The 21,699-nt window shown below is 71.6% G+C and carries 22 protein-coding genes; 14 read left to right on the plus strand and 8 right to left on the minus strand.

Going from position 1 to position 21,699, the window contains the following annotated elements; genetic code table 11:
* The first annotated feature begins 11 nt into the window (after window positions 1–11).
* From ectA to thpD, 4 genes are read left to right on the plus strand one after another with little or no spacing between them, the layout of a single operon-like run.
* Complete coding sequence (gene ectA / locus ACZ7LT_RS00420; RefSeq protein WP_471232439.1) at window positions 12–536, plus strand: diaminobutyrate acetyltransferase; 525 nt, start codon at window positions 12–14, stop codon at window positions 534–536.
* Window positions 533–1,807: a diaminobutyrate--2-oxoglutarate transaminase gene (ectB, locus tag ACZ7LT_RS00425; protein WP_471232441.1), complete on the plus strand. Its 1,275-nt coding sequence runs from the start codon at window positions 533–535 to the stop codon at window positions 1,805–1,807. Before ectA ends, ectB begins: the two co-directional genes overlap by 4 nt.
* A gap of 33 nt (window positions 1,808–1,840) precedes the next feature.
* Window positions 1,841–2,239, plus strand: a complete 399-nt coding sequence (locus ACZ7LT_RS00430) for an ectoine synthase (protein ID WP_471232442.1) — start codon at window positions 1,841–1,843, stop codon at window positions 2,237–2,239.
* A gap of 3 nt (window positions 2,240–2,242) precedes the next feature.
* The gene (thpD, locus tag ACZ7LT_RS00435) at window positions 2,243–3,127 is read left to right on the plus strand and encodes an ectoine hydroxylase (protein WP_471232444.1); all 885 of its coding nucleotides are present in this window, start codon (window positions 2,243–2,245) and stop codon (window positions 3,125–3,127) included.
* Between the two features lie 54 nt (window positions 3,128–3,181).
* Here the strand turns inward: thpD and ACZ7LT_RS00440 are convergent, their stop codons facing one another.
* The 5 genes from ACZ7LT_RS00440 to ACZ7LT_RS00460 all read right to left on the minus strand — a co-directional run bounded on the left by ACZ7LT_RS00440 (window position 3,182) and on the right by ACZ7LT_RS00460 (window position 7,801).
* Complete coding sequence (locus tag ACZ7LT_RS00440; RefSeq protein WP_471232446.1) at window positions 3,182–4,237, minus strand: aminotransferase class V-fold PLP-dependent enzyme; 1,056 nt, start codon at window positions 4,235–4,237, stop codon at window positions 3,182–3,184.
* A 104-nt stretch (window positions 4,238–4,341) separates the two neighbouring features.
* Entirely contained in the window at window positions 4,342–5,040 is a 699-nt protein-coding gene (locus ACZ7LT_RS00445; RefSeq protein ID WP_471232448.1) for a DsbA family oxidoreductase, read from the minus strand.
* Window positions 5,041–5,116: 76 nt separating this feature from the next.
* Window positions 5,117–5,593, minus strand: a complete 477-nt coding sequence (locus tag ACZ7LT_RS00450; RefSeq protein ID WP_471232450.1) for a GNAT family N-acetyltransferase — start codon at window positions 5,591–5,593, stop codon at window positions 5,117–5,119.
* A gap of 76 nt (window positions 5,594–5,669) precedes the next feature.
* Window positions 5,670–6,278, minus strand: coding sequence for a DUF1349 domain-containing protein (locus ACZ7LT_RS00455; protein ID WP_471232451.1), 609 nt, complete (start codon window positions 6,276–6,278; stop codon window positions 5,670–5,672).
* A 5-nt stretch (window positions 6,279–6,283) separates the two neighbouring features.
* Window positions 6,284–7,801, minus strand: a complete 1,518-nt coding sequence (locus ACZ7LT_RS00460) for an aldehyde dehydrogenase (NADP(+)) (protein ID WP_471232453.1) — start codon at window positions 7,799–7,801, stop codon at window positions 6,284–6,286.
* A 107-nt stretch (window positions 7,802–7,908) separates the two neighbouring features.
* On the opposite strand from ACZ7LT_RS00460, the gene ACZ7LT_RS00465 reads away from it, so the two are divergent.
* The gene (locus ACZ7LT_RS00465; RefSeq protein WP_471232455.1) at window positions 7,909–8,679 is read left to right on the plus strand and encodes an IclR family transcriptional regulator; all 771 of its coding nucleotides are present in this window, start codon (window positions 7,909–7,911) and stop codon (window positions 8,677–8,679) included.
* A 5-nt stretch (window positions 8,680–8,684) separates the two neighbouring features.
* On the opposite strand, the gene ACZ7LT_RS00470 is transcribed toward ACZ7LT_RS00465, so the two are convergent.
* Window positions 8,685–9,197 (minus strand): cupin domain-containing protein, encoded by a 513-nt coding sequence (locus ACZ7LT_RS00470; RefSeq protein ID WP_471232456.1) that lies wholly within the window; start codon window positions 9,195–9,197, stop codon window positions 8,685–8,687.
* A 202-nt stretch (window positions 9,198–9,399) separates the two neighbouring features.
* Here ACZ7LT_RS00470 and ACZ7LT_RS00475 point away from each other — a divergent pair, with 202 nt between their 5' ends.
* The 8 genes from ACZ7LT_RS00475 to ACZ7LT_RS00510 all read left to right on the plus strand — a co-directional run bounded on the left by ACZ7LT_RS00475 (window position 9,400) and on the right by ACZ7LT_RS00510 (window position 16,911).
* A complete protein-coding gene (locus ACZ7LT_RS00475; RefSeq protein ID WP_471232458.1) occupies window positions 9,400–10,350 on the plus strand; it encodes a hypothetical protein in 951 nt (316 codons plus the stop codon).
* 33 nt (window positions 10,351–10,383) lie between these two features.
* Window positions 10,384–11,637: a sensor histidine kinase gene (locus ACZ7LT_RS00480; RefSeq protein ID WP_471232460.1), complete on the plus strand. Its 1,254-nt coding sequence runs from the start codon at window positions 10,384–10,386 to the stop codon at window positions 11,635–11,637.
* Entirely contained in the window at window positions 11,637–12,293 is a 657-nt protein-coding gene (locus ACZ7LT_RS00485) for a response regulator transcription factor (protein ID WP_471232462.1), read from the plus strand. The genes ACZ7LT_RS00480 and ACZ7LT_RS00485 overlap by 1 nt, the downstream gene beginning before the upstream one ends.
* A gap of 91 nt (window positions 12,294–12,384) precedes the next feature.
* Window positions 12,385–13,830 carry a peptidoglycan D,D-transpeptidase FtsI family protein gene (locus ACZ7LT_RS00490; protein WP_471232463.1) on the plus strand — a complete coding sequence of 482 codons (1,446 nt, stop codon included), beginning with the start codon at window positions 12,385–12,387 and terminating at the stop codon, window positions 13,828–13,830.
* 112 nt (window positions 13,831–13,942) lie between these two features.
* Window positions 13,943–14,329 carry a hypothetical protein gene (locus ACZ7LT_RS00495; RefSeq protein WP_471234744.1) on the plus strand — a complete coding sequence of 129 codons (387 nt, stop codon included), beginning with the start codon at window positions 13,943–13,945 and terminating at the stop codon, window positions 14,327–14,329.
* A gap of 64 nt (window positions 14,330–14,393) precedes the next feature.
* Window positions 14,394–14,624: a hypothetical protein gene (locus tag ACZ7LT_RS00500; RefSeq protein ID WP_471232465.1), complete on the plus strand. Its 231-nt coding sequence runs from the start codon at window positions 14,394–14,396 to the stop codon at window positions 14,622–14,624.
* Window positions 14,625–14,689: 65 nt separating this feature from the next.
* Window positions 14,690–15,874, plus strand: coding sequence for a TerD family protein (locus ACZ7LT_RS00505; RefSeq protein ID WP_471234745.1), 1,185 nt, complete (start codon window positions 14,690–14,692; stop codon window positions 15,872–15,874).
* Window positions 15,875–16,143: 269 nt separating this feature from the next.
* Window positions 16,144–16,911 (plus strand): SDR family NAD(P)-dependent oxidoreductase, encoded by a 768-nt coding sequence (locus ACZ7LT_RS00510; protein ID WP_471232467.1) that lies wholly within the window; start codon window positions 16,144–16,146, stop codon window positions 16,909–16,911.
* Between the two features lie 534 nt (window positions 16,912–17,445).
* On the opposite strand, the gene ACZ7LT_RS00515 is transcribed toward ACZ7LT_RS00510, so the two are convergent.
* Window positions 17,446–18,891 carry a hypothetical protein gene (locus ACZ7LT_RS00515; protein WP_471232469.1) on the minus strand — a complete coding sequence of 482 codons (1,446 nt, stop codon included), beginning with the start codon at window positions 18,889–18,891 and terminating at the stop codon, window positions 17,446–17,448.
* Between the two features lie 203 nt (window positions 18,892–19,094).
* Between ACZ7LT_RS00515 and ACZ7LT_RS00520 the strand changes: the two genes are divergently transcribed.
* Window positions 19,095–20,939, plus strand: coding sequence for an endonuclease/exonuclease/phosphatase family protein (locus ACZ7LT_RS00520; protein WP_471232471.1), 1,845 nt, complete (start codon window positions 19,095–19,097; stop codon window positions 20,937–20,939).
* A gap of 15 nt (window positions 20,940–20,954) precedes the next feature.
* Here the strand turns inward: ACZ7LT_RS00520 and ACZ7LT_RS00525 are convergent, their stop codons facing one another.
* Entirely contained in the window at window positions 20,955–21,677 is a 723-nt protein-coding gene (locus tag ACZ7LT_RS00525) for an antibiotic biosynthesis monooxygenase (RefSeq protein ID WP_471232472.1), read from the minus strand.
* Between the last annotated feature and the right edge of the window lie 22 nt (window positions 21,678–21,699).

Here is a 21,699-nt window from a genome sequence, read left to right on the forward strand (position 1 = left end):
ATTCCCTCGGCATGACCGCAGCACAAGCAGCCATTGTTCTGGACAGCCCACGAGTGGAGGACGGAGCCGCGATCTGGCGTATCGCCCGCGACTCCGAGGTCCTGGACCTCAACTCCTCGTACAGCTATCTGCTGTGGTGCCGTGACTTCGCCGCCACCTCGCTGGTGGCCCGCGGCGCGGACGGCGAGCCGGTCGCCTTCGTCACCGGCTACATCCGGCCGGAACGCCCCCACACCCTCGTCGTCTGGCAGATCGCCGTCGACCACGCCCACCGCGGCCAGGGCCTCGCCGGGGTGCTCCTCGACGCACTGACCACGCGGGTCGCCTCCCGCGGCATCGAGACGGTCGAGACGACCGTCACCCCGGACAACACCGCATCGGACCGACTGTTCACCTCGTACGCCCGGCGCCATGACGTCCCCCTCACCCGCGAAGTCCTCTTCGCCGGGGACCTCTTCCCGGACGGGCCCCACCAGCCCGAAGTCCTCTACCGCGTCGGCCCCCTCCACTCCCGCCCCACAGGAGATTCGCTGTGACTGTCACCACCCCCCTGGACCACCTGAGCGTCTTCGAGACCCTGGAGTCGGAGGTGCGCAGCTACTGCCGCGGCTGGCCCGCCGTCTTCGACACCGCGCAGGGCGCCCGGCTCACCGACGAGGACGGCCGGAGCTACCTCGACTTCTTCGCCGGCGCCGGATCACTCAACTACGGCCACAACAACCCCGTACTGAAACGGGCGTTGATCGACTACATCGAGCGGGACGGCATCACCCACGGCCTGGACATGGCCACCACCGCCAAACGCGCCTTCCTGGAGACCTTCCAGGAGGTGGTGCTGCGGCCGCGCGACCTGCCGTACAAGGTGATGTTCCCCGGGCCGACCGGCACCAACGCCGTGGAGGCCGCGCTGAAGCTGGCCAGGAAGGTCAAGGGCCGCGAGTCGGTCGTCTCCTTCACCAACGCCTTCCACGGCATGTCGCTGGGCTCGCTCGCCGTCACCGGCAACGCGTTCAAGCGGGCCGGCGCCGGGATCCCGCTGGTGCACGGCACGCCGATGCCGTTCGACCACTACCTCGACGGCCAGGTCCCGGACTTCCTCTGGTTCGAGCGGCTCCTGGAGGACCAGGGCTCCGGGCTCAACAAGCCCGCCGCGGTGATCGTGGAAACCGTGCAGGGCGAGGGCGGCATCAACGTGGCCCGCCCCGAGTGGCTGCGGGCGCTGGCCGACCTGTGCCACCGCCGCGACATGCTGCTGATCGTCGACGACATCCAGATGGGCTGCGGCCGCACCGGCGGCTTCTTCTCCTTCGAGGAGGCCGGGATCACCCCGGACATCGTCACCCTCTCCAAGTCCATCAGCGGCTACGGCCTGCCGATGTCGCTCTGCCTGTTCCGGCCCGAGCTGGACGTCTGGGAGCCGGGCGAGCACAACGGCACCTTCCGCGGCAACAATCCGGCGTTCGTCACCGCCACCGCCGCCCTCGACGCCTACTGGGCCGACGGGCAGATGGAGAAGCAGACCCTCGTCCGCGGCGAACAGGTCGAACAGGCCCTGCTCGCGCTCTGCGAGGAGAACTCCGCATACGGCGCCCACTACCGCGGCCGCGGCCTGGTCTGGGGCCTGGAGTTCGCGGACCGGTCCCGCGCCTCGGCGGTCTGCGCCCGCGCCTTCGAGCTGGGCCTGCTGCTGGAGACCTCAGGCCCGGAGAGCCAGGTCGTCAAGCTGCTGCCGCCGCTGACCGTGACGCCGGAGGAGCTGGACGAGGGCCTGCGCACGCTGGACCGCGCGGTCCGCGAGACCGCCTGAACACCGCACGTACGAAGGGAAGTTGCACCACCGATGATCGTCCGATCGCTCAAGGACATCGAGAACACCGACCGGCACGTCCGGGCCAAGTCCGGCACGTGGGAGAGCAAGCGCATCGTGCTCGCCAAGGAGAGGGTGGGCTTCTCCCTGCACGAGACCGTGCTGTACGCGGGTACGGAGACGTCCATGTGGTACGCCAACCACATCGAGGCCGTGCTCTGCGTCGAGGGCGAGGCCGAGATCACCGACGACGAGACCGGTGAGGTCCACTGGATCGAGCCCGGCACGATGTATCTCCTCGACGGGCACGAGCGGCACACCCTGCGCCCCAAGACCGACTTCCGGTGCGTCTGCGTCTTCAACCCGCCCGTGACCGGACGGGAGGACCACGACGAGAACGGCGTCTACCCCCTGCTGACCGAGGAGGGCTGAACCATGACGGATCTGTACACCCATCCCACGGCCACGACGGATCTCTATCCCACGCGCGGCGCGGCCGAGACCCTCACCCCCCGCCAGGACCCGGTGGTGTGGGGCCCGGGCGCGGGCCTGGAGTCGTACGAGCGTGACGGCTTCCTCACCGAGCCCGATCTGCTCACCGACGACGAGGTCGCGCTCTACAAGGCGGAGCTGGACCGGCTGGTCGCCGAGCCGGCGGTGCGGGCCGACGCCCGCTCGATCGTGGAGCCGGCGTCGCAGGCCGTACGGTCCGTCTTCGAGGTGCACAAGATCAGTCAGGTCTTCGCCCGGCTGGTGCGCGACGAGCGGGTGGTGGGCCGGGCCCGGCAGATCCTCGGCTCGGACGTGTACGTCCACCAGTCGCGGATCAACGTGAAGCCCGGCTTCGGCGCCTCCGGCTTCTACTGGCACTCGGACTTCGAGACCTGGCACGCGGAGGACGGGCTGCCCCGGATGCGGACCGTGTCGGTGTCGATCGCGCTGACCGAGAACCACGACACCAACGGCGGCCTGATGATCATGCCGGGCTCGCACCGGACGTTCCTGGGCTGCGCGGGCGCGACGCCCAAGGACAACTACAAGAAGTCGCTGCAGATGCAGGACGCCGGGACGCCGTCCGACGAGGCGCTGACGCGGCTCGCGGACGCGCACGGGATCAAGCTGTTCACCGGCCGGGCGGGTTCGGCGACCTGGTTCGACTGCAACTGCATGCACGGCTCGGGCGACAACATCACGCCGTACCCGCGCAGCAACGTCTTCATCGTCTTCAACAGCGTGGAGAACGCGGCGCAGGAGCCGTTCGCGGCGCCCGTGCGCCGACCGGAGTTCATTGGGGCGCGGGACTTCACGCCGGTGCGGTGAGTCTCTGCCGCAGGGCTGAGCGAGGCGGGCCGGGGGTGCCCCGGCCCACCTCGCTCAGCCGTCCAGTGCCTCCAGCGCGTTCAGCGCCCGGTCGACGTCCGCCGCCGAGTTGTACAGGTGGAAGGAGACCCGCAGATTGCCCGCGCGGGCGGAGGTGACCACCCCGGCCTGCAGCAGGGCGGGCTGTCGGTCGCCGAGGCCGGGCACGGCCACGACCGCCGAGTCGGCCGGGACGGCCGGGTGGTCGAGCCGGTCGACTCCGGCCCGGAAGCGGGCGGCCAGCGCGGTCACATGGGCGTGGATCGTGTCGATGCCGGTGTCGAGCAGCAGCGCGAGGGAGCGCTCGGCGCCGTGGTAGGAGAGGTAGGCCGGGGCCTCGTCGAACCGTCGCGCCGAACGGGCCAGTTCGGTGACCGGGCCGTACGTACTGGCCCACATGTCCTCGCCCGCGACCCAGCCCGCGTGCATCGGCACCAGGGACTCCTGTGCCTCCTCGGTGACGGTGAGGAAGGACGCGCCGCGTGGGGCGATCAGGAACTTGAAGGCACCGGTGACGGTGTAGTCGAACGCCCCGGCATCCAGCGGCAGCCAGCCCGCGGACTGGGTGGCGTCGAGGAACGTACGGGCGCCGTGCGCGGCGGCCGCGGCCCGGACCGCCGCCATGTCCGCGACCCGCCCGTCGGCGGACTGTACGGATGAGAAGGCGACGAGCGCGGTCTGCGGGCCGACCCCGTCGGCGAGCGACTCCAGCGGCACGTACCGCAGCTTGAGGTCGCCGCGGACGGCGAAGGGCGTGATGACGGAGCTGAACTCCCCCTCCGGGAAGAGGACTTCGGCGCCCGCCGGCAGCGACTGGGCGATCATCCCGACGTGGACGGCGACCGAGCTGCCGACGGCCACCCGGTCCACGCCGACGCCCGCGAGCCGAGCGAAGGCGGCGCGGGCCCGGGCCACCACCTCGAAACTGCCCGCCCCCTCGGGGCTCCCGCCGGCGACCTCCTCGGCGAGGGCCTTGACGGCGTCGACGGCGCTGCGCGGCAGCAGTCCACAGCTGGAGGTGTTCAGATACGTCAGCTTCGGCGCGAACTCGGCGCCACCCAGGCTCTCCATGGCCCCAGCCTGGATTCCCCCGAACTCAAAGTCAATTACCGAAATTTACGCGGCATCCCTAAGAAACACTTATGGATACGTCGCGACGGCGCTCGCGGGCGGGATCAGACCGCGCAGCTGCCGTCCGTGTCGCAGACCTCCGCGTCACCGGTCACGGGCTGAAGCACCCGCCCCTCCCACGCCTGCTCCAGCGCCTGGGTGAACACCTCGGCGGGCTGACCGCCCGAGACGCCGTAGCGGCGGTCCAGGACGAAGAACGGCACACCGTTCGCGCCGAGCTCGGCCGCCTCGCGCTCATCGGCCCGTACGGCCTCGGCGTAGGCATCCTCGTCGGCGAGGACGGCCCGCACCTCGGCCTCCTCAAGACCCGCCTCGACGGCGAGCCGCACGAGCACCTCGGCGTCGAAGACGGACCGCTCCTCGGCGAAGTTCGCCCGGTAGGCGAGGTCGAGGAGCTCGTTCTGCCGGCCGCGCTCACGGGCCAGGTGGAGCAGGCGGTGGATGTCGAAGGTGTTGCCGTGGTCACGGCCTTCGGTGCGGTAGCCCAGCCCCTCGGCGCGGGCGTTGGCTGCGACGTGCTCCTCCATCGCGCGCGCCTCCTCGATGCTGCGGCCGTACTTCCGCGCCAGCATGTCCACCACCGGCGCGGTGTCCCCCTTGGCCCGGCCCGGGTCGAGCTCGAAGGAACGGTGCACGACCTCGACCTCGTCACGGTGGGCGAAGGCCGCGAGCCCCTTCTCGAAGCGCGCCTTCCCGATGTAGCACCATGGGCAGGCGATGTCGCTCCAGATCTCGACGCGCATGCTGTTCCACTCCCACTCGTACGGTCCGGAGGGGTCTCCTCCGCTCACGGCAGGGGCAACGCGGCCGTCGCCCGGCTCATTCCTGACCTGGGGGGAGTGTGAGCCGCAGCACGACATGGCTGCCCGCCCGCGGGGCCGTCGGGTCGGGGCGCCAGCCGTGGGCCGCGTAGAAGGCCTGGGCGCGGGTGTTGTGTTCGTACACCTCCAGGCGGGCGGCGGTGACCCCGGTCCTGCGCCAGGCCGCCACGCACGCCGCGTGCAGCGCCGTGCCGACGCCCCGGCGCCAGTGCGCCGGGGCGACATGCAGCTGGGTCAGGTACATGACGCCGTCGCGGACGCCGAAGGCGGCGGCCCCGGCCACCTCGCCCTCCCGCTCGGCGCACAGCACCCGGTCCTGCTCGACGGCGGCCGCCCACCCGGCCCGGCCGCGCGCCAGCCCCTCGGGGCTCTCGAACTCCTCGTCCGGCAGGCGGCCGCGGTAGTAGGTGGCCCGGGCCTGGCGGTGCAGGGCGGCGATGGCGTCGAGATCTTCGGCGTGGGCGTATCTGATCATGCGACCGAGGACGCGGACGGGCCGGGCGGCGGTTGCATGATGTTCCTGCCGGTGACGGGCCTGCTCCACCGGTGGTTCAGGAGCCGTCCCGCAGGCCCTGCGGCCACTGCGGGCGGTACTCGATCCGGTCGAAGGACACCACACAGCCCTCGCCCACCGGCGACTGCGCCATGAAACCGACCAGCGCCGCCGACGCCTGCTCCGTCGTGCCCAGCGAGAAGATCCGCACGAACGTCCACTTCTCGCCGTCCGTCGACGCGTGGAACGCGAACGCCCCTCCGGTCCTGCTGACCCTCAGCCAGACACTGTCACCGTCGACCACGAACGAGTTGGCGTCGTCGGAGTGACCCCGGGTCACGACTGTGCACACCGTCGGCCGGTCCGGCGAGAGCTCAAGGCAGAGCTTGGCCCACTCCCGCTCGGCCACATGGACGTACAGCACACCCGCGTCGAAGGCGGCACCGAAACCCGCCTTCACGCGCGCGATGAGCTGGAAATCGCCCTCCGGCGCGCCCAGCAGGCGCGGCGCGTCCGACGCCGGGTCCAGCGCGTCGCCCGTGGGCGGCACGAAACGGTCCTGCCGGGCGCCCGCCCAGCCGTTCAGCACACCCCGCTCGTACGACCAGTCGGCGTCGGGGCCGTAGGCGCGCAGCGGGAAAGGGAGTTCGGGGAGAACCAGATCCATGGGGGTCAGTCTTCCAGGCGTCCGTCGACACGGCGGGGAAGATCGAGAGGATTGCCGTCACGCAGCTCCCAAGGGAGCAGCGACTCGGGCGTGGACTGGTACGTCACCGGGCGCAGCCAGCGCTCCACGGCGGTCGCCCCGACCGACGTGGAGGTGGAGGTGGTCGCCGGGTACGGGCCGCCGTGGTGCTGCGCGGGGGCGACCGCGACGCCGGTGGGCCAGCCGTCGACGAGGATCCGGCCGGCGAGCTCGGTGAGCTCGGCGAAGAGCTCCCCCGCGCCCTCCTCGCCGTCGCCCATGTGGAGGGTGGCGGTGAGGTTGCCGGGCAGCCGGGTCAGTACGGCCGTGATCTCGTCCCGGGAGGTGTACCGGCCGACGACCGTGACCGGCCCGAAGCACTCCTCAAGGAGCAGCTCGTGCTCGCCCCCGGCGGCCAGCATCTGCGCCGGTACGGTCAGGACGCCCGCGCTCACGGTGTGCTCGCCGCCCGGGCCAGGGGTGACCGGCGCCGCCACACCGGGCAGCGCGCCGCGCTCCCGTACTCCCGCGACGAACGCGTCGCGCATCCGGTGGTCGAGCATCACCCCCGGCTCCGTCTCGCTGACGGCCGCCGTCAGCGCCGCGAGGAGCCGGTCGCCCGCCTCGCCCGCCGGGACGAGGACCAGCCCGGGCTTGGTGCAGAACTGCCCCTCACCGAGGGTCATCGAAGCGGCAAGACCCCCGCCGATCTTCTCGGCCCGCTCCGCGGCCGCCGCCTCGGTGACCACCACCGGGTTGAGGGAGCCCAGTTCGCCGTGGAAGGGGATCGGGACCGGACGGGCCGCCGCCGCGTCGAACAGCGCCCGGCCGCCCCGTACGGAACCGGTGAACCCGGCGGCCGCCACCAGCGGATGGCGGATCAGGGCGAGACCGGCGTCGAAGCCGTGGACCAGGGTGACGACGTCCTCGGGCAGCCCCACGCGCGCGGCGGCGCGGCGCAGCACGGAGGCGCACAGCTCGGAGGTGGCGGGGTGGCCGGGGTGGGCCTTGACGACGACCGGGCAGCCGGCCGCCAGCGCGCTCGCGGTGTCACCGCCGGGGACGGAGAAGGCGAGCGGGAAGTTGGAGGCGGCGTACACGGCGACCACGCCCAGCGGGATCTTGTACCGGCGCAGGTCCGGCCAGGGCGGGGTCTGCCCGGCGTCCGCGTGGTCGATCCGGATGTCGAGGTAGGAGCCCTCCTCGACGGTGGCGGCGAAGGCGCGCAACTGCGCGGTGGTCCGGGCGAGTTCACCGGTGAGGCGGGTGGGACCGAGCGCGGTCTCGGCGTCGGCGGCCTCGATGACGTGGTCGCGGGCCTCCTCCAGGAGGTCCGCGGCGGTCCGCAGCAGGGCGGCCCTGGCCGTACGGTCGGTGAGCGCCGCGCGGGTGGCGTGCGCGGCGCCGACGGCATGGTCGACCTCGTCCGCTGTGGCCTCGACCGCAACCTGCTCGCGCGGCTTTCCCGTCCGGGGGTCCACACTCCACACTGGTTCTGCTGCCACCGCACTGCCCCTGTTCGCTATTCTGAACGCAGTTCCTGTAGGTGAATCGCATTCGCACGGGGACTCTATTGACCGGGCGTACCGTGAACAAGAGGGGCGAGGGGCGAATGTCGACTGCCGATTCGGGTGGGGCTCAGGTCAAGTCGGCCGTACGCACGGTGGAACTGCTCGAATACTTCGCGGGTCGCCCCGGCATGCACTCCCTCGCCGCCGTCCAGGAAGCCGTCGGCTACCCCAAGTCCAGCCTCTACATGCTGCTGCGCACCCTCGTCGAACTCGGCTGGGTGGAGACCGACGCCACCGGCACACGGTACGGAATCGGCGTACGGGCCCTGCTCGTCGGCACCTCGTACATCGACGGCGACGAGGTCGTGACCGCCGCCCGGCCCACCCTCGACCGGCTCTCCGACGACACCACCGAGACCATCCACCTCGCCCGGCTCGACGGCACCAACGTCGTCTACCTCGCCACCCGCCAGTCCCAGCACTACCTGCGCCCCTTCACCCGCGTCGGCCGTCGGCTGCCCGCCCACTCGACCGCGCTCGGCAAGGCCCTGCTCGCCACCCACACCGACGAGCAGGTCCGCAAGCTGCTCCCCGAGAGTCTCCCGGCGGTGACCGAACACACGATCACGGACCGCGAGGAGCTCATCGACGAGCTGCACGCCGTCCGCGAGCAGGGATACGCCGTGGACCGCGAGGAGAACACACTGGGGCTGCGCTGCTTCGGCATCGCGATCCCGTACCGGACCCCGTCGCGCGACGCGATCAGCTGCTCGGTGCCCGTGGCACGGCTGACGCCGGGCCACGAACAGATGATCAAGGACGCGCTCTTCGACGCGCGGGACCGGCTGACGCTGGCGACGCGCCGGCTCTGACGCGGTCATCCGCGATCGGCCAGCGCCTTCTGCCACACCGGGCTGTCGACATAGTGATTGTCGAACCGCTCCGACGACTCCTTGATCTCCTCGAACCCCGCCTCACCCCGCATCACCCGGCCCAGCAGCCGCAGATAGTCGAAGCGCGCCATCCCCGGCGTGAACACGAACAGCACATCCGCCTCGGCGCCCGGCGCGGCCGCGAAGGCGTGCGGGGTATGCGGCGGTACGAGCAGGAAGTCGCCCTGCTCCAGAACGCTCAGCTCTTCCCCCACCATGACCTGGAGCGAGCCGCCGAGCACGAAGAACATCTCGGACGCCTTGGTGTGGAAGTGGGCGGGGGCTCCGACCGCGCCCTTCGCGAAGGAGGAGCGGTAGCTGGTGAGCAGGCCGCCGGTGGTGTCCGAGTCGGCGAGGAGGGTCATCACGCTGCTCGGGTCGGCGGTGGTCTCGGCGTCGGCGCCCCGGGTGAGGACGGGGGCGAAGGCGGGGATGTCCAGGCGTGTCTGTGCGTTCATGAAGATCACCTTAGGGACAGAGCGACCGGCCGGACAGGTCATTTCCGACCTCTGTTCGTGGGTCAATTTCCCTCCCCCACATGACCGCCCGCACATGACCTCCCTCGTACGACCTCGCCCGCACCGCCTCCCCCGCACGGCGGAGGCGGTTCGTCATCAGGCAGGACGTGCCCGTACGGCCCCGGCCAGGAGTGTGGGAGCCATGACACCACCGCTCTCCCCCGGCCGCCGCGCCCTGCGGGCGCTCACCATCGCCGCCTGCCTGCCGTACGTCTCGCTGAAGATCGCCTGGATCGCGGGCAGTCAACTCGGCATTCCCGACGGCAGCGTGCTGCTGGAGCAGCGCGCGGTGATGGCCGTCGCCAACGGCGTCACGGTCCTGATGGACGCCGCCGTCGTCGTCCTCGCCTTCCTGCTGACCCAGGCTTGGGGGCTGCGGGTCCGGGCCTGGCTGCTCGCCGTGCCGATATGGGCGGCGACCGGGCTGCTCGCCCCGATCGTGGTGGCCTACCCCTCGCAGCTGGTCCTCTCGGTGTTCGTGGGTGCCCCGCGCCGGGTCGCCGACGGCCGTCCGTTCCTGGAGGACTGGGTCTTCGGGGTCGTCTACGGCGGTTTCATCATCCAGGCTCTCGCGCTGGGCGCCCTGTTCGTGACGTACGCCCGGGGCCGCTGGGGCCAGGTGGCGCGGGGCCGGGTCGGTGAGCTGCCCCGGTCGCTGTCCGGCCGGGGGACGCGGGCCACGGCCGTCGTCGCCTCGCTCCTCACGCTCGTACCGGTCGCCCTGCACACCCTCTGGGCCTTCGGCGTTCCCGACGGTCTGTCGCGGGCCCGAATCGCGGAGCGCACCACCGACTTCCCCCTCCTGGAGGGCCTGCGGGTCGGCTTCGCGGCGGTCGCTGTGGCGGGGACGCTGATGCTGGTGTTCCGGCTGGGCCGGTCGCTGCGGGTGCGCACCGCGCTGACGATGGCATGGCTGGGTTCGGCGGCGCTCGGCTCCTGGGGCGCCTTTCTGCTGACGGCGGCGCTGCTGCCGGTCGACGATCCCAACAACCAGGTCACGGGGTGGATGGTGACCGCCTACGCTGGAGAAATGATCACGGGGTGCCTGATGGCCTGCTGCATAGCGGTCGTGCTGCGGCGCCGCGGCGCGTAGGGGCGAGGCTCAGGGGTGCGGGGGAGTACGGGCATGGCGGTGGCGGGGGCGCTGTTCGGGCGGCGGGCGCGGCTGCGCTGGGTGCATCTGATCCTGGGCGGCGCGCTGCTGATGCCGTACTGGCTGCTGGGGACGGTCGTCGCCGGGCCGCTGCTGGGCGGGCAGACCATGTTCGCGTCGTCGTTGACCGTGCAGTTCACGGCCTATGCGATCGCGCTGCCGCTGGCCGCCGTCACGGCGCTGTTCCCGCTGACCCGGCCGATGTCGGTGGCAGCGGCGCGGTCGCTGTGCGGGGTGCCGGGGGGCCGGTTCGCGGAGGGTCCGGCGGACAGCCGGGACGCGCGGCTGCGGACGGCGGGCTGGTACACGCTGCATGTCGGGCTCGGCGGGCTGATCAGTGGTGCGACGCTGGCGTTGCCGCCGTTCGCGGTGACGACGATGCTGCTGCCGTTCTCGCCCGGTCTGCGTGCCTCAGCGGTGAGCCACTTCTGGTCGCTGGACCAGGAGTGGCTGGTGTACGGGGGTGTGCCCGCGGGGCTGTTGATGCTGCTGGCGCTCGTGGCGGTGGCGGCGGGGGCGGGGGCGTTCATGGCCCGTCAGGCGCCGCGGCTGCTGGGTCCCACCCCGGCGGACCGGCTGGCGGCTGCCGAGCGGCGCGCGGCCGAGCTGGCCGTACGAAACCGGCTGGCGCGGGAGCTGCACGATTCGGTGGGCCATGCGCTGAGTGCGGTGACGTTGCAGGCGGGTGCGGCGCGGCGGGTGCTGGATTCGGATGCGGCGGCGGATGTGGAGTTCGTCCGGGAGGCGCTGGCGGCGATCGAGGAGACCACGCGGCGCACGGTCGGTGAACTGGACGCGGTACTGGGGCTGTTGCGGCAGGGCGAGGACGACGGGGAGCTGCCGGGGCCGGGGCTTGAGGCGTTGGACGGGCTGCTGGCGGGGGCGGCCGGGGCGAAGGTGGCGCTGAGGTTGGGCGAGGGTCTTGACCGGGTGCCGGCGGCGGTGTCCAGGGAGGCGTACCGGATCGTTCAGGAGGGTCTGACGAACGCGGTGCGGCATGCCGGCGGGGAGCCGGTGACGGGGTGGATCGGTGTGGACGGTGAGGAGTTGGAGATCGTGATGGAGAATCCGCTGTCGGCCGGGGGGCCGGTGGTCCGGCCGGGCGGTGGCCGTGGGCTGCGTGGTCTGGAGGAGCGGGCCCGGCTGCTGGGTGGTACGGCGGCGTCGGGTCCGGTGGGCGGGGTGTGGCGGCTGGCGACGCGGCTGCCGGTGGGGGGTGGCCGGTGATGGATGCTCCGATCAGGGTCGTTCTGGCGGACGACGAGCGGATGGTGCGTACGGCGCTGCGGGTGATCCTGGACGCCGAGCCGGATGTCGAGGTGGCCGGGGAGGCGTCCACGGGGGCCGAGGCGGTGTCGGTGGTGCGTGAGGTGCGGCCCGATGTGGTGCTGATGGATGTGCGGATGCCGGAGATCGACGGAATCCGGGCCACGGAGCAGATTCTGGCCACGATGGAGCGGCCGCCGAGGATCGTGGTGGTGACGACGTTCGAGAACGACGCGTATGTGTATGACGCGCTGCGGGTGGGGGCGGCGGGGTTCGTGTTGAAGCGGTCGGCGGCGGAGGAGCTGGTGGCGGCGGTACGGCTGGTGGCGCGGAGTGATTCGCTGCTGTATCCGGCGGCGGTGCGGGGGCTGGCGGCGGAGCATGCGCGGCGGCGGCCGGCGGCTCCGGCGTGGGTGGCGCGGCTGACCGAGCGGGAGGCGGATGTGCTGCGGCTGATGGCGACGGGGTTGACGAACGCGGAGATCGCGGGGCGGCTGGGGGTCGGGCCGGCGACGGTGAAGACGCATGTGGCGGCGGTGCTGGCGAAGACGGGGGCGCGGGACCGTACGCAGGCGGTGATCGCGGCGTACGAGTCGGGGTTCATCACGCCGGGGTAGGGACCCCGCGGGCAGCGCGGAGATGAGGATTCCCTGAGAAACCGGACACATCGGGAACGAGGGCCGGCTTTCCGCTCGTCCCGTCTGCGGGATGAACACAACGATCAGGCGGGCGGCTGTCTTCTCGCTGCTGCTGGTGGTCGCCCTGCTGATGCGGGCGACCTGGGTGCAGGCGTACGAGGACAGGGCGCTCGCGGACGACAAGAACAACCGCCGGAAGGTGATCGCGCAGTACGCGCAGCCGCTCGGGGACATCATCGTGGCCGGTTCGCCGGTCACCGGTTCGAAGAGGACGGAGGGTGGTGATCTGGCGTACAAGCGCACCTACACGCAGGGCGAGCTGTACGCCGCCGTCACGGGCTTCAGTTCGCAGGTGTACGGCGCCACGCAGCTGGAGGGTGTGTACGCGGATGTGCTGGACGGGACCGACTCGCGGCTGAAGAGTCCGCTGGACGCGTTGACGCGTGAGCAGCAGGATCCGGGTGATGTGCTGACGACGATCGATCCGGCGGTGCAGAAGGCGGCGTACGAGGCGCTCGGCTCGAAGAAGGGCGCGGCGGTGGCCGTCGATCCGAAGACGGGGCGCATCCTGGGGATGGTGAGTACGCCGTCGTACGACCCGTCGAAGATCGCGGGCGGGACGGACGGGGCGGCCTGGCGGAAGCTGACCGCCGATGAGGACAAGCCGCTGGTGAACCGGGCGATGCGGCAGCCGTTGCCGCCGGGCTCGACGTTCAAGCTGGTGGTCGCCGCGGCGGCGCTGGAGGACGGGCTGTACGGGTCGGTGGACACGGCGACGAAGAGCCCGGATCCGTACACGCTGCCGGGGACGGTGCGGGTGCTGGAGAACGAGAACCGGTCGGCGCCGTGCGAGAACGCCACGATCCGTACCGCGCTGCGGTATTCGTGCAACAACGTCTTCGCGAAGATGGCCGTGGATCTCGGCCAGGCGAAGGTGAAGGCGATGGCGGAGAAGTTCGGCTTCAACAACCAGAAGCTGGATGTGCCGGTACGTGCCTACGCGAGTGTGTATCCGTCGAAGATGGACGACGCACAGACGGCGCTGTCGGGGATCGGGCAGTTCGATGTGACGGCGACGCCGCTGCAGATGGCGCTGGTGTCGGCCGCCATTGCCAACGACGGTGTGCTGGTGGCGCCGCACATGGTGTCGAAGGTGGTGGACGGGGACGGCAATACGCTCCAGTCGTTCGAGGACACCGGTTCGACGCGGATCGTGTCGTCCGGGACCGCCGAGCAGCTGCGTGAGGCGATGCGGACGGTCGTGGAGCAGGGCACGGGGAGCAACGCCCGGATCGACGGCGCGGAGGTGGGCGGCAAGACGGGTACGGCGCAGCACGGCGAGAACAACAGCAAGACGCCGTACGCATGGTTCACGTCGTACGCCAAGGATTCCGCCGGGAAGGAGGTCGCGGTGGCGGTGCTCATCGAGGACTCGGGGGCGGCGCGCTCGGAGGTGAGCGGCAATGGTCTGGCGGCTCCGGTGGCGCAGAAGATGATGGCCGCGGCGCTGAAGTAGACCCTGGGTCGGGGGCGGGGCGGGCCGCACGGTATGCAGGGGGTCTCGATCGACGTCCCTGTGTTGGCGGAGGAGTTCCGTGCGGCTGCCTCGTTCCCTGTCCGGCTGGACCATGGCGGTCTTCGGTGTGCTCGCCGCGGCGCTTGGTGTCGTGGGGCTGGTCGCCCCGGATGTGATGATCTCGCTGATGGGTTTCGAGCCCATACCCTCGGCCCGCCGGGCGGAGGGTGACCACACCCTGGTGTTCCTCCTGGCATCGTCGATGGCGGCGCTGAACATGGGTGTGTACTACGTGCTGGCCGCCTTGGCGGACTGGCGTGCGTTCTTCCGCTGGACGGTCCCTTTCCGACTGCTGACCTGTGCGGTGTTCACGACGGCGGTCCTGTCGGGCCGGGCGGCGGAGGGCTTTCTCGGGGTGGGGATCTGGGAGGGCGTGGGGGCGGTGGTGACCGGGGCGGCGCTGCGGTACGAGGACCGGCGGCCGGCCGCCCGCGGATGACAGCCCCGGTCCTGCGCCGGATATCCGGGTGACGGGCGCGGGCGGCGGCCTGGATGATGCGGCCATGCCACGACCGTATGGATTCAGTTACGAGCAGCGCGCCGACGGCACCGTCGAGATCGTGCACCAGGGCCGCGCGGCGGGGACGCTGCGCGGCGCCCGGGCGGAGAGGTTCCTCCAGGAGGCGGAGTCCGGGGACGCGCAGCTGGTGATGGCGCGCTGGACCGGCGCGTACAAGCACGGCAACGAACGGCTGGCCCGGCAGCATCCGCGCAATCGGGGTGCACGCGGATAGCGGAACGTTTCGCAAGGTAAGGGAACGGCAAAGCGGCGTCGCTCGTTACCGAGAGCATGACCGCAATGACCCCCGGCTCGAACATCCCCCTCGGCGTGACCCGTGTGGCGGTGGACGTCACCGCACCGGTGCGGCTCGACGTATCGGGCCTGCTGCTCACCGCCGACGGCAAAGTGCGCTCCGACGACGACTTCATCTTCTACAACCAGCCGACGGGACCGGGTGTGACCTACCGGTCCGGTGGGGGCGCCGCCCCCGACGCGATCATCGTGGACACCTCGGCCGTGCCCGCCGGGATCGAGAAGATCGTGGTGACGGCGAGCCCGGACGCCGCGGGGCAGACGTTCCAGGGCATCGAGCCGACGGCGACGATCCGTGACGCCGACAGCGGCACGGCGCTGGCCACGTTCACGCCGCCGCAGCTCGGGTCCGAGACGGCGCTGGTGGTCGTGGAGATCTATCTGCGGGGCGGCGCCTGGAAGGCGCGTGCCGTGGGCCAGGGCTATGCGAACGGGCTGGCCGGGATCGCCACGGACTTCGGTGTCTCGGTCGAGGAGGAGCCCCCTGCGGCCCCCGCGGCCCCGGCCGACCCGAGGCTGGCCGCTCCCCCGGTCCCCGCCGCGGCGCCCGCCGCCCCTGCTTCCGCCGCTGCCGCGCCCGCGCCCGGCGCCGGGAAGATCAATCTGGACAAGGGCCGGGTCAGTCTGCAGAAGAACCAGACGGTGTCCCTGGTCAAGGGCGGCCGTCCGCTGCTCTCCCAGGTCAAGATGGGTCTGGGCTGGGAGCCCGCCTACCGCGGCAAGGACATCGACCTCGACGCGTCGGTGATCGCGTACGGCCCGCAGCGCAACCACCTGGACAGCTGCTACTTCGGCAAGCTGAGCATCCTGAACGGCTCGGTCAAGCACTCCGGCGACAATCTGACCGGCGAGGGCGCGGGTGACGACGAGGTGATCGTGGTCGACCTGGGCCGGCTGCCGGCCGAGGCGACGGGCCTGGTGTTCACGGTGAACTCCTTCTCCGGGCAGAAGTTCACCGAGGTCGCCAAGGCGTACTGCCGGCTGATGGACGCGGCGACGGGCGAGGAGCTGGTCCGCTTCGACCTCACCACCGCCGAACCGCAGACCGGCGTCATGATGGCGAAGCTGATCAAGCAGTTCTCCGGTGAGTGGGAGATGACGGCGATGGGCGACTTCGTGAAGTCCCGTACGGTCCGGGGCATGGTGAAGCCCGCCGCGCAGTCGCTCTGACGGTACGGACGGTTCGTAGGCGCTACGGGAACGGCCCGCCGGGGATCTCCGGCGGGCCGCTCCCGTGTACGGCGGGGCTCAGTCGCCGGTTGCTCAGTCGCGGGGTGCGCGGCGCCAGGGGCCGGTGGCGGACGTGGCGGCGAAGTCTCTACGGGTGAGGGGCATCGCGGTCTCCCGGGGTCGGCCGCTGTCGGCCACACGTTCGCGCTCACGTATAAACGGCAGTTGAACATGGACCGACATGGATCTACCGCGAGAGGCCTCCTTCCATGAATCTGCCCGCAGCCGGCCGCCGTGTCCTCGTCACCGGCGCGTCGCGTGGCCTCGGCCGCGCGGTCGCGCAGGCCTTCGCCGCCAACGGGGACCGGGTGGCCGTGCATTTCGGCACCCGCGCCGACGAGGCCCGCGAGACGCTCGACTCCCTGACGGGCTCGGGCCACGCCCTGACGGGCGGCGACCTGTCCGACCCTGCGGGTGCGGCGGCGGTGGTGGAGGCGGCGGCCGAGGCGCTGGGCGGCATCGATGTGCTGGTGAACAACGCGGCGGTGAATGTGCGTCATCCGCTGGCGGAGACTCCGTACGAGGAGTGGGTGGCGGTGTGGCAGCGGCATGTGGCGGTGAACCTGCTGGCCACGGCGCATGTGAGCCATCAGGTGGCGCGTCGCATGATCGACGCGGGTGGGGGCGGGCGGATCGTGAACATCGGCTCGCGCGGCGCGTTCCGGGGGGAGCCGGACCACCCGGCGTACGGCGCGACGAAGGCGGCGGTCCACGCGCTGGGCCAGTCCCTGGCGGTCTCCCTGGCCCCGCACGGCATCGGCGTGGCGTCCGTGGCCCCCGGCTTCTTCACCACGGAACGCGTGGCCCCCCGCCTCTCTGGCCCGGAGGGCGCGTCGATCCTGGCCCAGAGCCCCTTCGGCCGCGTGGCCACGCCGGAGGAGATCGCGGGGGCGGTGATGTGGTTGGCGTCGCCGGGGGCGGAGTGGGCGGCGGGGACGGTGTTGGACATGAATGGGGCGTCGTACTTGCGGACGTGACGGTGGCTCCGCCGGTTGTGCGCGTCGAAACGTTCAGGCCCTTCCGGGTGGGCCAGGCCCGTCGGGGGTGGGCCTTGGCGGTCGGGGGTGGGCCTGCGCCGTCGGGGTGGGCCCGGGCCGCGCCGCCCGTCGGGGCGTTTTCGCCCGCCCGGGCGGGGGTGCGGCCGAGGCGGTCCCGCGGGAACGTGGCCGGAACGGCACCGCCGTCGTAGCGTGCGGGCCCGTCGGGGTGGGCCGGGACCGAAAGCGCGCCGCCCGTCGGGGCGTTGTGCCCACCCTCCCCCAGACTCCGTCCGGGGGGACCCCCAGCCCAGCGGAACGTATGCCCACAACGGGCCCGAGATCCGGCGCCGCGTAGCCGGCAGCGCTGGAAAGGCGCGAGCCCCAACGCCCGCGCCGCGCAGTCGCACGCCCCGCAGCGAAGCCCCACCCCGCGCCGCGCAGCCGGCGCGCCCAGGGGCCCGGGGCACCGCCCCGGCCCCACCCCCCACCCGCCCCCGGCAGGGTTTCGGGAAGGGGCGGGGTGGGGGAAACTCAGGCCTGCGAGCGAGCCTTGAAGGCCGCCTTGCGGGCCTCCTTCGCCGAGTGCTTGTCGCGGTGGAGGCGGCCCATCGCCTCCAGGACCTCCGCCGTCGCCGGGTGGTTCACCCGCCACGCCGCGTCGAAGAAGCCGCTGTGCTGGCCCGTCAGGCCCTCGACGAGGTCCTGGAGTTCTTCGAGGTCGCCGTCGGCATCCAGCTGCGCGGCGATCGTGTCGATGGCCAGCCAGAAGATCATGGCCTCCGGCGGCGGCGGCACGTCCGACGCGCCGCGTTCGGCGAGCCAGACGCGGGCGAGGCCGCCCAGTTCGGGGTCGTCGAGGACGTCGCGGACGGCGGGTTCGGCGTCGGGGCCGACGAGGGAGAGGGCCTGCTGGCAGTGGAGGCGGCGCAGCGGGGAGCCGGCGTCGGTGCCGCGGGCGGCGGCGAGGAGTTCGCGGGCGCCGGCGAGGGGTTCGCGGCGGGCGATCCACAGTTCGGTCTCGGCGCGGGCGGAGGGCTCGGGGTAGTGGGCGAGACCGTCGAGGAGGGTGTCCGCGCCCTTGTCGGCGAGGTCGCCGACGGCGGGCGCGTCGACGCCGGCCTCCAGCATGCGGGCGCGGATGCCATAGAGGCCGAGCGGGGTGAGGCGGACCATGCCGTAGCGGCTGACGTCCTCGTCGTCGACGGGCGGCGCGGGCTCCTCGCCCTCCTCGGCCATGAGGGCTTCGTCGACGGGCTGGTAGGCGACGAGGCCGATCGGTTCGAGGAGCCGGAACTGGTCGTCGAGCCGCATCATCGCCTCGGAGACCTGCTCCAGGACGTCGTCGGTGGGCTCCCCCATGTCGTCGGGGACGATCATCGACGCGGCGAGCGCGGGCAGCGGCACCGGTCCTTCACCGGAGCCGCCTTCGGCGACGGTGAGCAGGTAGAGGTTGCCGAGGACGCCCTCGAGGAACTCGGCTTCGGCCTCGGGGTCCCAGTCGAGCGCGTCGAAGTCGATCTCGCCGTTCTCGCCGATGACGTCGGCGATGTCGTCGAGGACGGGCGCGGTGGCGTCGGCGAAGACGACGTCGAGGCCGTCGAGCCAGAGGCCGAGGACGTCCTGTGGGGCGCCGCCGGTGACGAGGGCGAGGTTGTCCCCGGCGGTGGCGGTGCCGAATTCAGCTTCCCCCTCCTCCGAAGGCTCCACGACGTCGACGAGTCCGGTGTCGACGGCCACCCGCCAGGCTTCGCTGGCGTACGCGGCGCCGTCCTCGTCCGGCGCGAGGCCGAGGACGCGGGCGGCCTCGGGCAGCTGCTCGTCGGCGAGTTCGCCGCCGGCGCCGACGCGGGTGTCGGGTCCGGCCCAGCGGGCGAGGCGGACGGCCCGCGCGAGCAGCGGGCTGGCGAGTGCGTCCCTCGCCAGTTCCGCGTCCGAGTGCAGCCGTACGGGCGGCAGGGTGGGGCGGTCCGAGACCATCGGGGATTCTCCTCGGGGCATACGTGTTCCAGGCGCGTGTTCCAGGCCGACCCAGCGTAGACGCTATTCGTCCGGTGCCTGCCGCTTCATGAGCCGGTCACCATCCGTACCCCCGGCAACTCTTGACAAGTTCCTTACTCACACAAGAGATTGACGCGCGTAGATCCATCGACCGATCCTCCAAGCACTTTCGGAGCCCTTTGATGCCTTCCTCCATACCGAGATCCGCGGCCGTTTCGACCGTCGTCGCCGCCGCTCTCGCCGCCGGTCTGCTGGCCGGTTCCGCCACCGCCGCCGCCGAGGACACCGCCCCGGCCGTGGTGCGTATCCACGACATCCAGGGCACGACCCGCACCTCCCCGCTCGCCGGCCAGGCGGTCACGGATGTCACGGGCATCGTGACGGGCGTGCGGACGTACGGCTCCAAGGGCTTCTGGTTCCAGGACCCGCAGGGTGACGGGGACGCGGCCACCAGCGAGGGCGTCTTCGTCTACACGGGCTCCGCGCCGACCGTCGCGGTCGGCGACGCGGTGAAGGTGTCGGGCACGGTCGGCGAGTACGTGCCGGGCGGTCTGAAGTCGGGCAACCAGTCGGTCACCCAGATCACCAAGCCGGCCGTGACGGTCGTCTCCTCCGGGAACGCCCTGCCCGCGCCCGTCCGGATCTCGGCGAAGTCCGTTCCGTCCGTGTACGCGCCCGAGGGCGACCCGGCCGCCGGGGGCTCCATCAACGGGCTGACGCTGCGCCCGGAGACGTACGCCCTGGACTACTACGAGTCCCTGGAGGGCACCAACGTCACGATCGGCTCGTCGCGGGTGGTCGGCGCCACCGACCCGTACTCCGAGCTGTGGGTGACGGTGAAGCCGTACGAGCACGCGAGCCGCCGCGGCGGCACGGTCTACGGCTCGTACACCTCGCAGAACACCGGCCGGCTCCAGATCCAGTCGCTGACCCCGATCGCCCAGCAGCCGTTCCCGAAGGCGAACGTCGGTGACGTGCTGTCGGGGACGACCGAGGGCCCGCTCGACTTCAACCAGTTCGGCGGCTACACGCTGACGGCCCGCACGCTGGGCACGGTCGTGGACCGTGGTCTGGAGCGGGAAACCACCGAGCCGCAGCGCCGCGGCGAGCTGGCGGTGGCCACGTACAACGTGGAGAACCTGGACCCGTCGGACCCGCAGGAGAAGTTCGACGCGCTGGCCAAGGCGGTCGTGGAGAACCTTGCGTCGCCGGACATCGTGGCCCTGGAGGAGATCCAGGACAACAACGGCGCCAAGAACGACGGCACGGTCGCCGCCGACCAGACGCTGAAGAAGTTCACGGAGGCGATCGCGGCCGCCGGCGGCCCGGCCTACGCGTGGCGCTCGATCGACCCGGTCAACAACAAGGACGGCGGCGAGCCCGGCGGCAACATCCGCCAGGTCTTCCTCTTCAACCCGGAGCGGGTCTCGTTCACCGACCGCGCCGGCGGCGACGCGCAGAGCGCGACCGGTGTGGTGCGCGGCGAGAAGGGCCGGGCGGCGCTGACGCTGTCCCCGGGCCGGATCGACCCGGCGAACACGGCCTGGGACAACAGCCGCAAGCCGCTCGCGGGTGAGTTCACCTTCAAGGGCAAGACGGTCTTCGTGATCGCGAACCACTTCGGTTCGAAGGGCGGCGACGAGTCGCTGGTCTCGCACCACCAGCCGCCGAACCGTTCCTCCGAGGTGAAGCGGCTGCAGCAGGCGCAGGCCGTGAACACCTTCGTGAAGGACATCCTGAAGGTGCAGCGCGGCGCGGACGTGGTCGTCCTCGGTGACATCAACGACTTCGAGTTCTCCGAGACGACGAAGGCGCTCACCGACGGCGGTGTGCTGTACCCGGCCGTGAAGTCGCTGCCGCGCAGCGAGCGGTACTCGTACGTCTTCCAGGGCAACAGCCAGGTCCTCGACCAGATCCTGACGAGCCCGTCGATCGACGACTTCGAGTACGACAGCGTGCACATCAACGCCGAGTTCGCCGAGCAGAACAGCGACCACGACCCGCAGGTGCTGCGCTTCCGCCCGTAACTCCTCCCCGCATTCTCAGGACACGCCCGCGCTGAGGCTCAGCGCGGGCGTGTACCGCTTCACGCCGCCGCCGACGACACCCGGGTACGTCTGCACCTTGCGCCACTGGGGAGTGTCCGCGCCGATGCCGTCACCGGGCGCGGCGAGGGCCTCGATGTGGGCCTCTGCGCTCTCCCACTCGGCGTAGTTGAGGATGCGGGTGCCGTCGACGCTGATGTGGAAGTTTCCGGAGATGCCGCCGGGGTGCGGGTTCGGGTCGGTCGCCAGTGCCTCGAAGACGCCGTCCACCCAGTCCCGCTGCCGGTCGGCGTCGGGGCCGTCGAACGTGACGTCCACGACGACGATGCTGCCCGGTACGCGATGGTCGTCCTGCGCCGACTTCTCGGCGCGGTAGAGCTCGTACGAGTTGACCTCGACGCGTTCGATGCCGGGGACGGCGGCGTCGATCTCGGCGTTGCGGTCGTCGCGGTGGCGGGCGAAGAAGTCCTGGAAGGCCTGCTCGCTGCGCCACTGCGAGTAGTGGAAGAGCGTGTCGCCGTCCTCCCCGATGTAGACGGTGTACGAGAGGATCCCGCTGTCGGGCCAGGCGCGGCTCTGCCAGGTCTTGCGGATGGCGTCGACGGCGGCGCGCTGGCGCTCGGGGGTCCCGACCCGCCAGGTGCTGGCCTTGACGACTCCGACGTCGGCGCGGGTGAGGTCGGGACGGGCGTCGGTGTGGAGGCGGGCGTGGACGGTCATGGTGGTGTTCCCCTTCCGGTGG

The organism is Streptomyces sp. NPDC039465, from assembly GCF_055639315.1.

Bases quoted from the DNA above. Each gene is read 5' to 3' on its own strand.
- ACZ7LT_RS00525 (WP_471232472.1), bottom strand. From the start codon at position 21,677: ATGACCGTCCACGCCCGCCTCCACACCGACGCCCGTCCCGACCTCACC.
- ACZ7LT_RS00485 (WP_471232462.1), top strand. From the start codon at position 11,637: ATGGATGCTCCGATCAGGGTCGTTCTGGCGGACGACGAGCGGATGGTG.
- ectA (WP_471232439.1), top strand. From the start codon at position 12: ATGACCGCAGCACAAGCAGCCATTGTTCTGGACAGCCCACGAGTGGAG.
- ACZ7LT_RS00480 (WP_471232460.1), top strand. From the start codon at position 10,384: ATGGCGGTGGCGGGGGCGCTGTTCGGGCGGCGGGCGCGGCTGCGCTGG.
- ACZ7LT_RS00470 (WP_471232456.1), bottom strand. From the start codon at position 9,197: ATGAACGCACAGACACGCCTGGACATCCCCGCCTTCGCCCCCGTCCTC.
- ACZ7LT_RS00505 (WP_471234745.1), top strand. From the start codon at position 14,690: ATGACCCCCGGCTCGAACATCCCCCTCGGCGTGACCCGTGTGGCGGTG.
- ACZ7LT_RS00490 (WP_471232463.1), top strand. From the start codon at position 12,385: ATGAACACAACGATCAGGCGGGCGGCTGTCTTCTCGCTGCTGCTGGTG.
- ACZ7LT_RS00430 (WP_471232442.1), top strand. From the start codon at position 1,841: ATGATCGTCCGATCGCTCAAGGACATCGAGAACACCGACCGGCACGTC.
- ACZ7LT_RS00440 (WP_471232446.1), bottom strand. From the start codon at position 4,237: ATGGAGAGCCTGGGTGGCGCCGAGTTCGCGCCGAAGCTGACGTATCTG.
- ACZ7LT_RS00495 (WP_471234744.1), top strand. From the start codon at position 13,943: ATGGCGGTCTTCGGTGTGCTCGCCGCGGCGCTTGGTGTCGTGGGGCTG.
- ACZ7LT_RS00450 (WP_471232450.1), bottom strand. From the start codon at position 5,593: ATGATCAGATACGCCCACGCCGAAGATCTCGACGCCATCGCCGCCCTG.
- ACZ7LT_RS00445 (WP_471232448.1), bottom strand. From the start codon at position 5,040: ATGCGCGTCGAGATCTGGAGCGACATCGCCTGCCCATGGTGCTACATC.
- ACZ7LT_RS00455 (WP_471232451.1), bottom strand. From the start codon at position 6,278: ATGGATCTGGTTCTCCCCGAACTCCCTTTCCCGCTGCGCGCCTACGGC.
- thpD (WP_471232444.1), top strand. From the start codon at position 2,243: ATGACGGATCTGTACACCCATCCCACGGCCACGACGGATCTCTATCCC.
- ACZ7LT_RS00520 (WP_471232471.1), top strand. From the start codon at position 19,095: ATGCCTTCCTCCATACCGAGATCCGCGGCCGTTTCGACCGTCGTCGCC.
- ACZ7LT_RS00500 (WP_471232465.1), top strand. From the start codon at position 14,394: ATGCCACGACCGTATGGATTCAGTTACGAGCAGCGCGCCGACGGCACC.
- ACZ7LT_RS00515 (WP_471232469.1), bottom strand. From the start codon at position 18,891: ATGGTCTCGGACCGCCCCACCCTGCCGCCCGTACGGCTGCACTCGGAC.
- ACZ7LT_RS00510 (WP_471232467.1), top strand. From the start codon at position 16,144: ATGAATCTGCCCGCAGCCGGCCGCCGTGTCCTCGTCACCGGCGCGTCG.
- ACZ7LT_RS00475 (WP_471232458.1), top strand. From the start codon at position 9,400: ATGACACCACCGCTCTCCCCCGGCCGCCGCGCCCTGCGGGCGCTCACC.
- ACZ7LT_RS00465 (WP_471232455.1), top strand. From the start codon at position 7,909: ATGTCGACTGCCGATTCGGGTGGGGCTCAGGTCAAGTCGGCCGTACGC.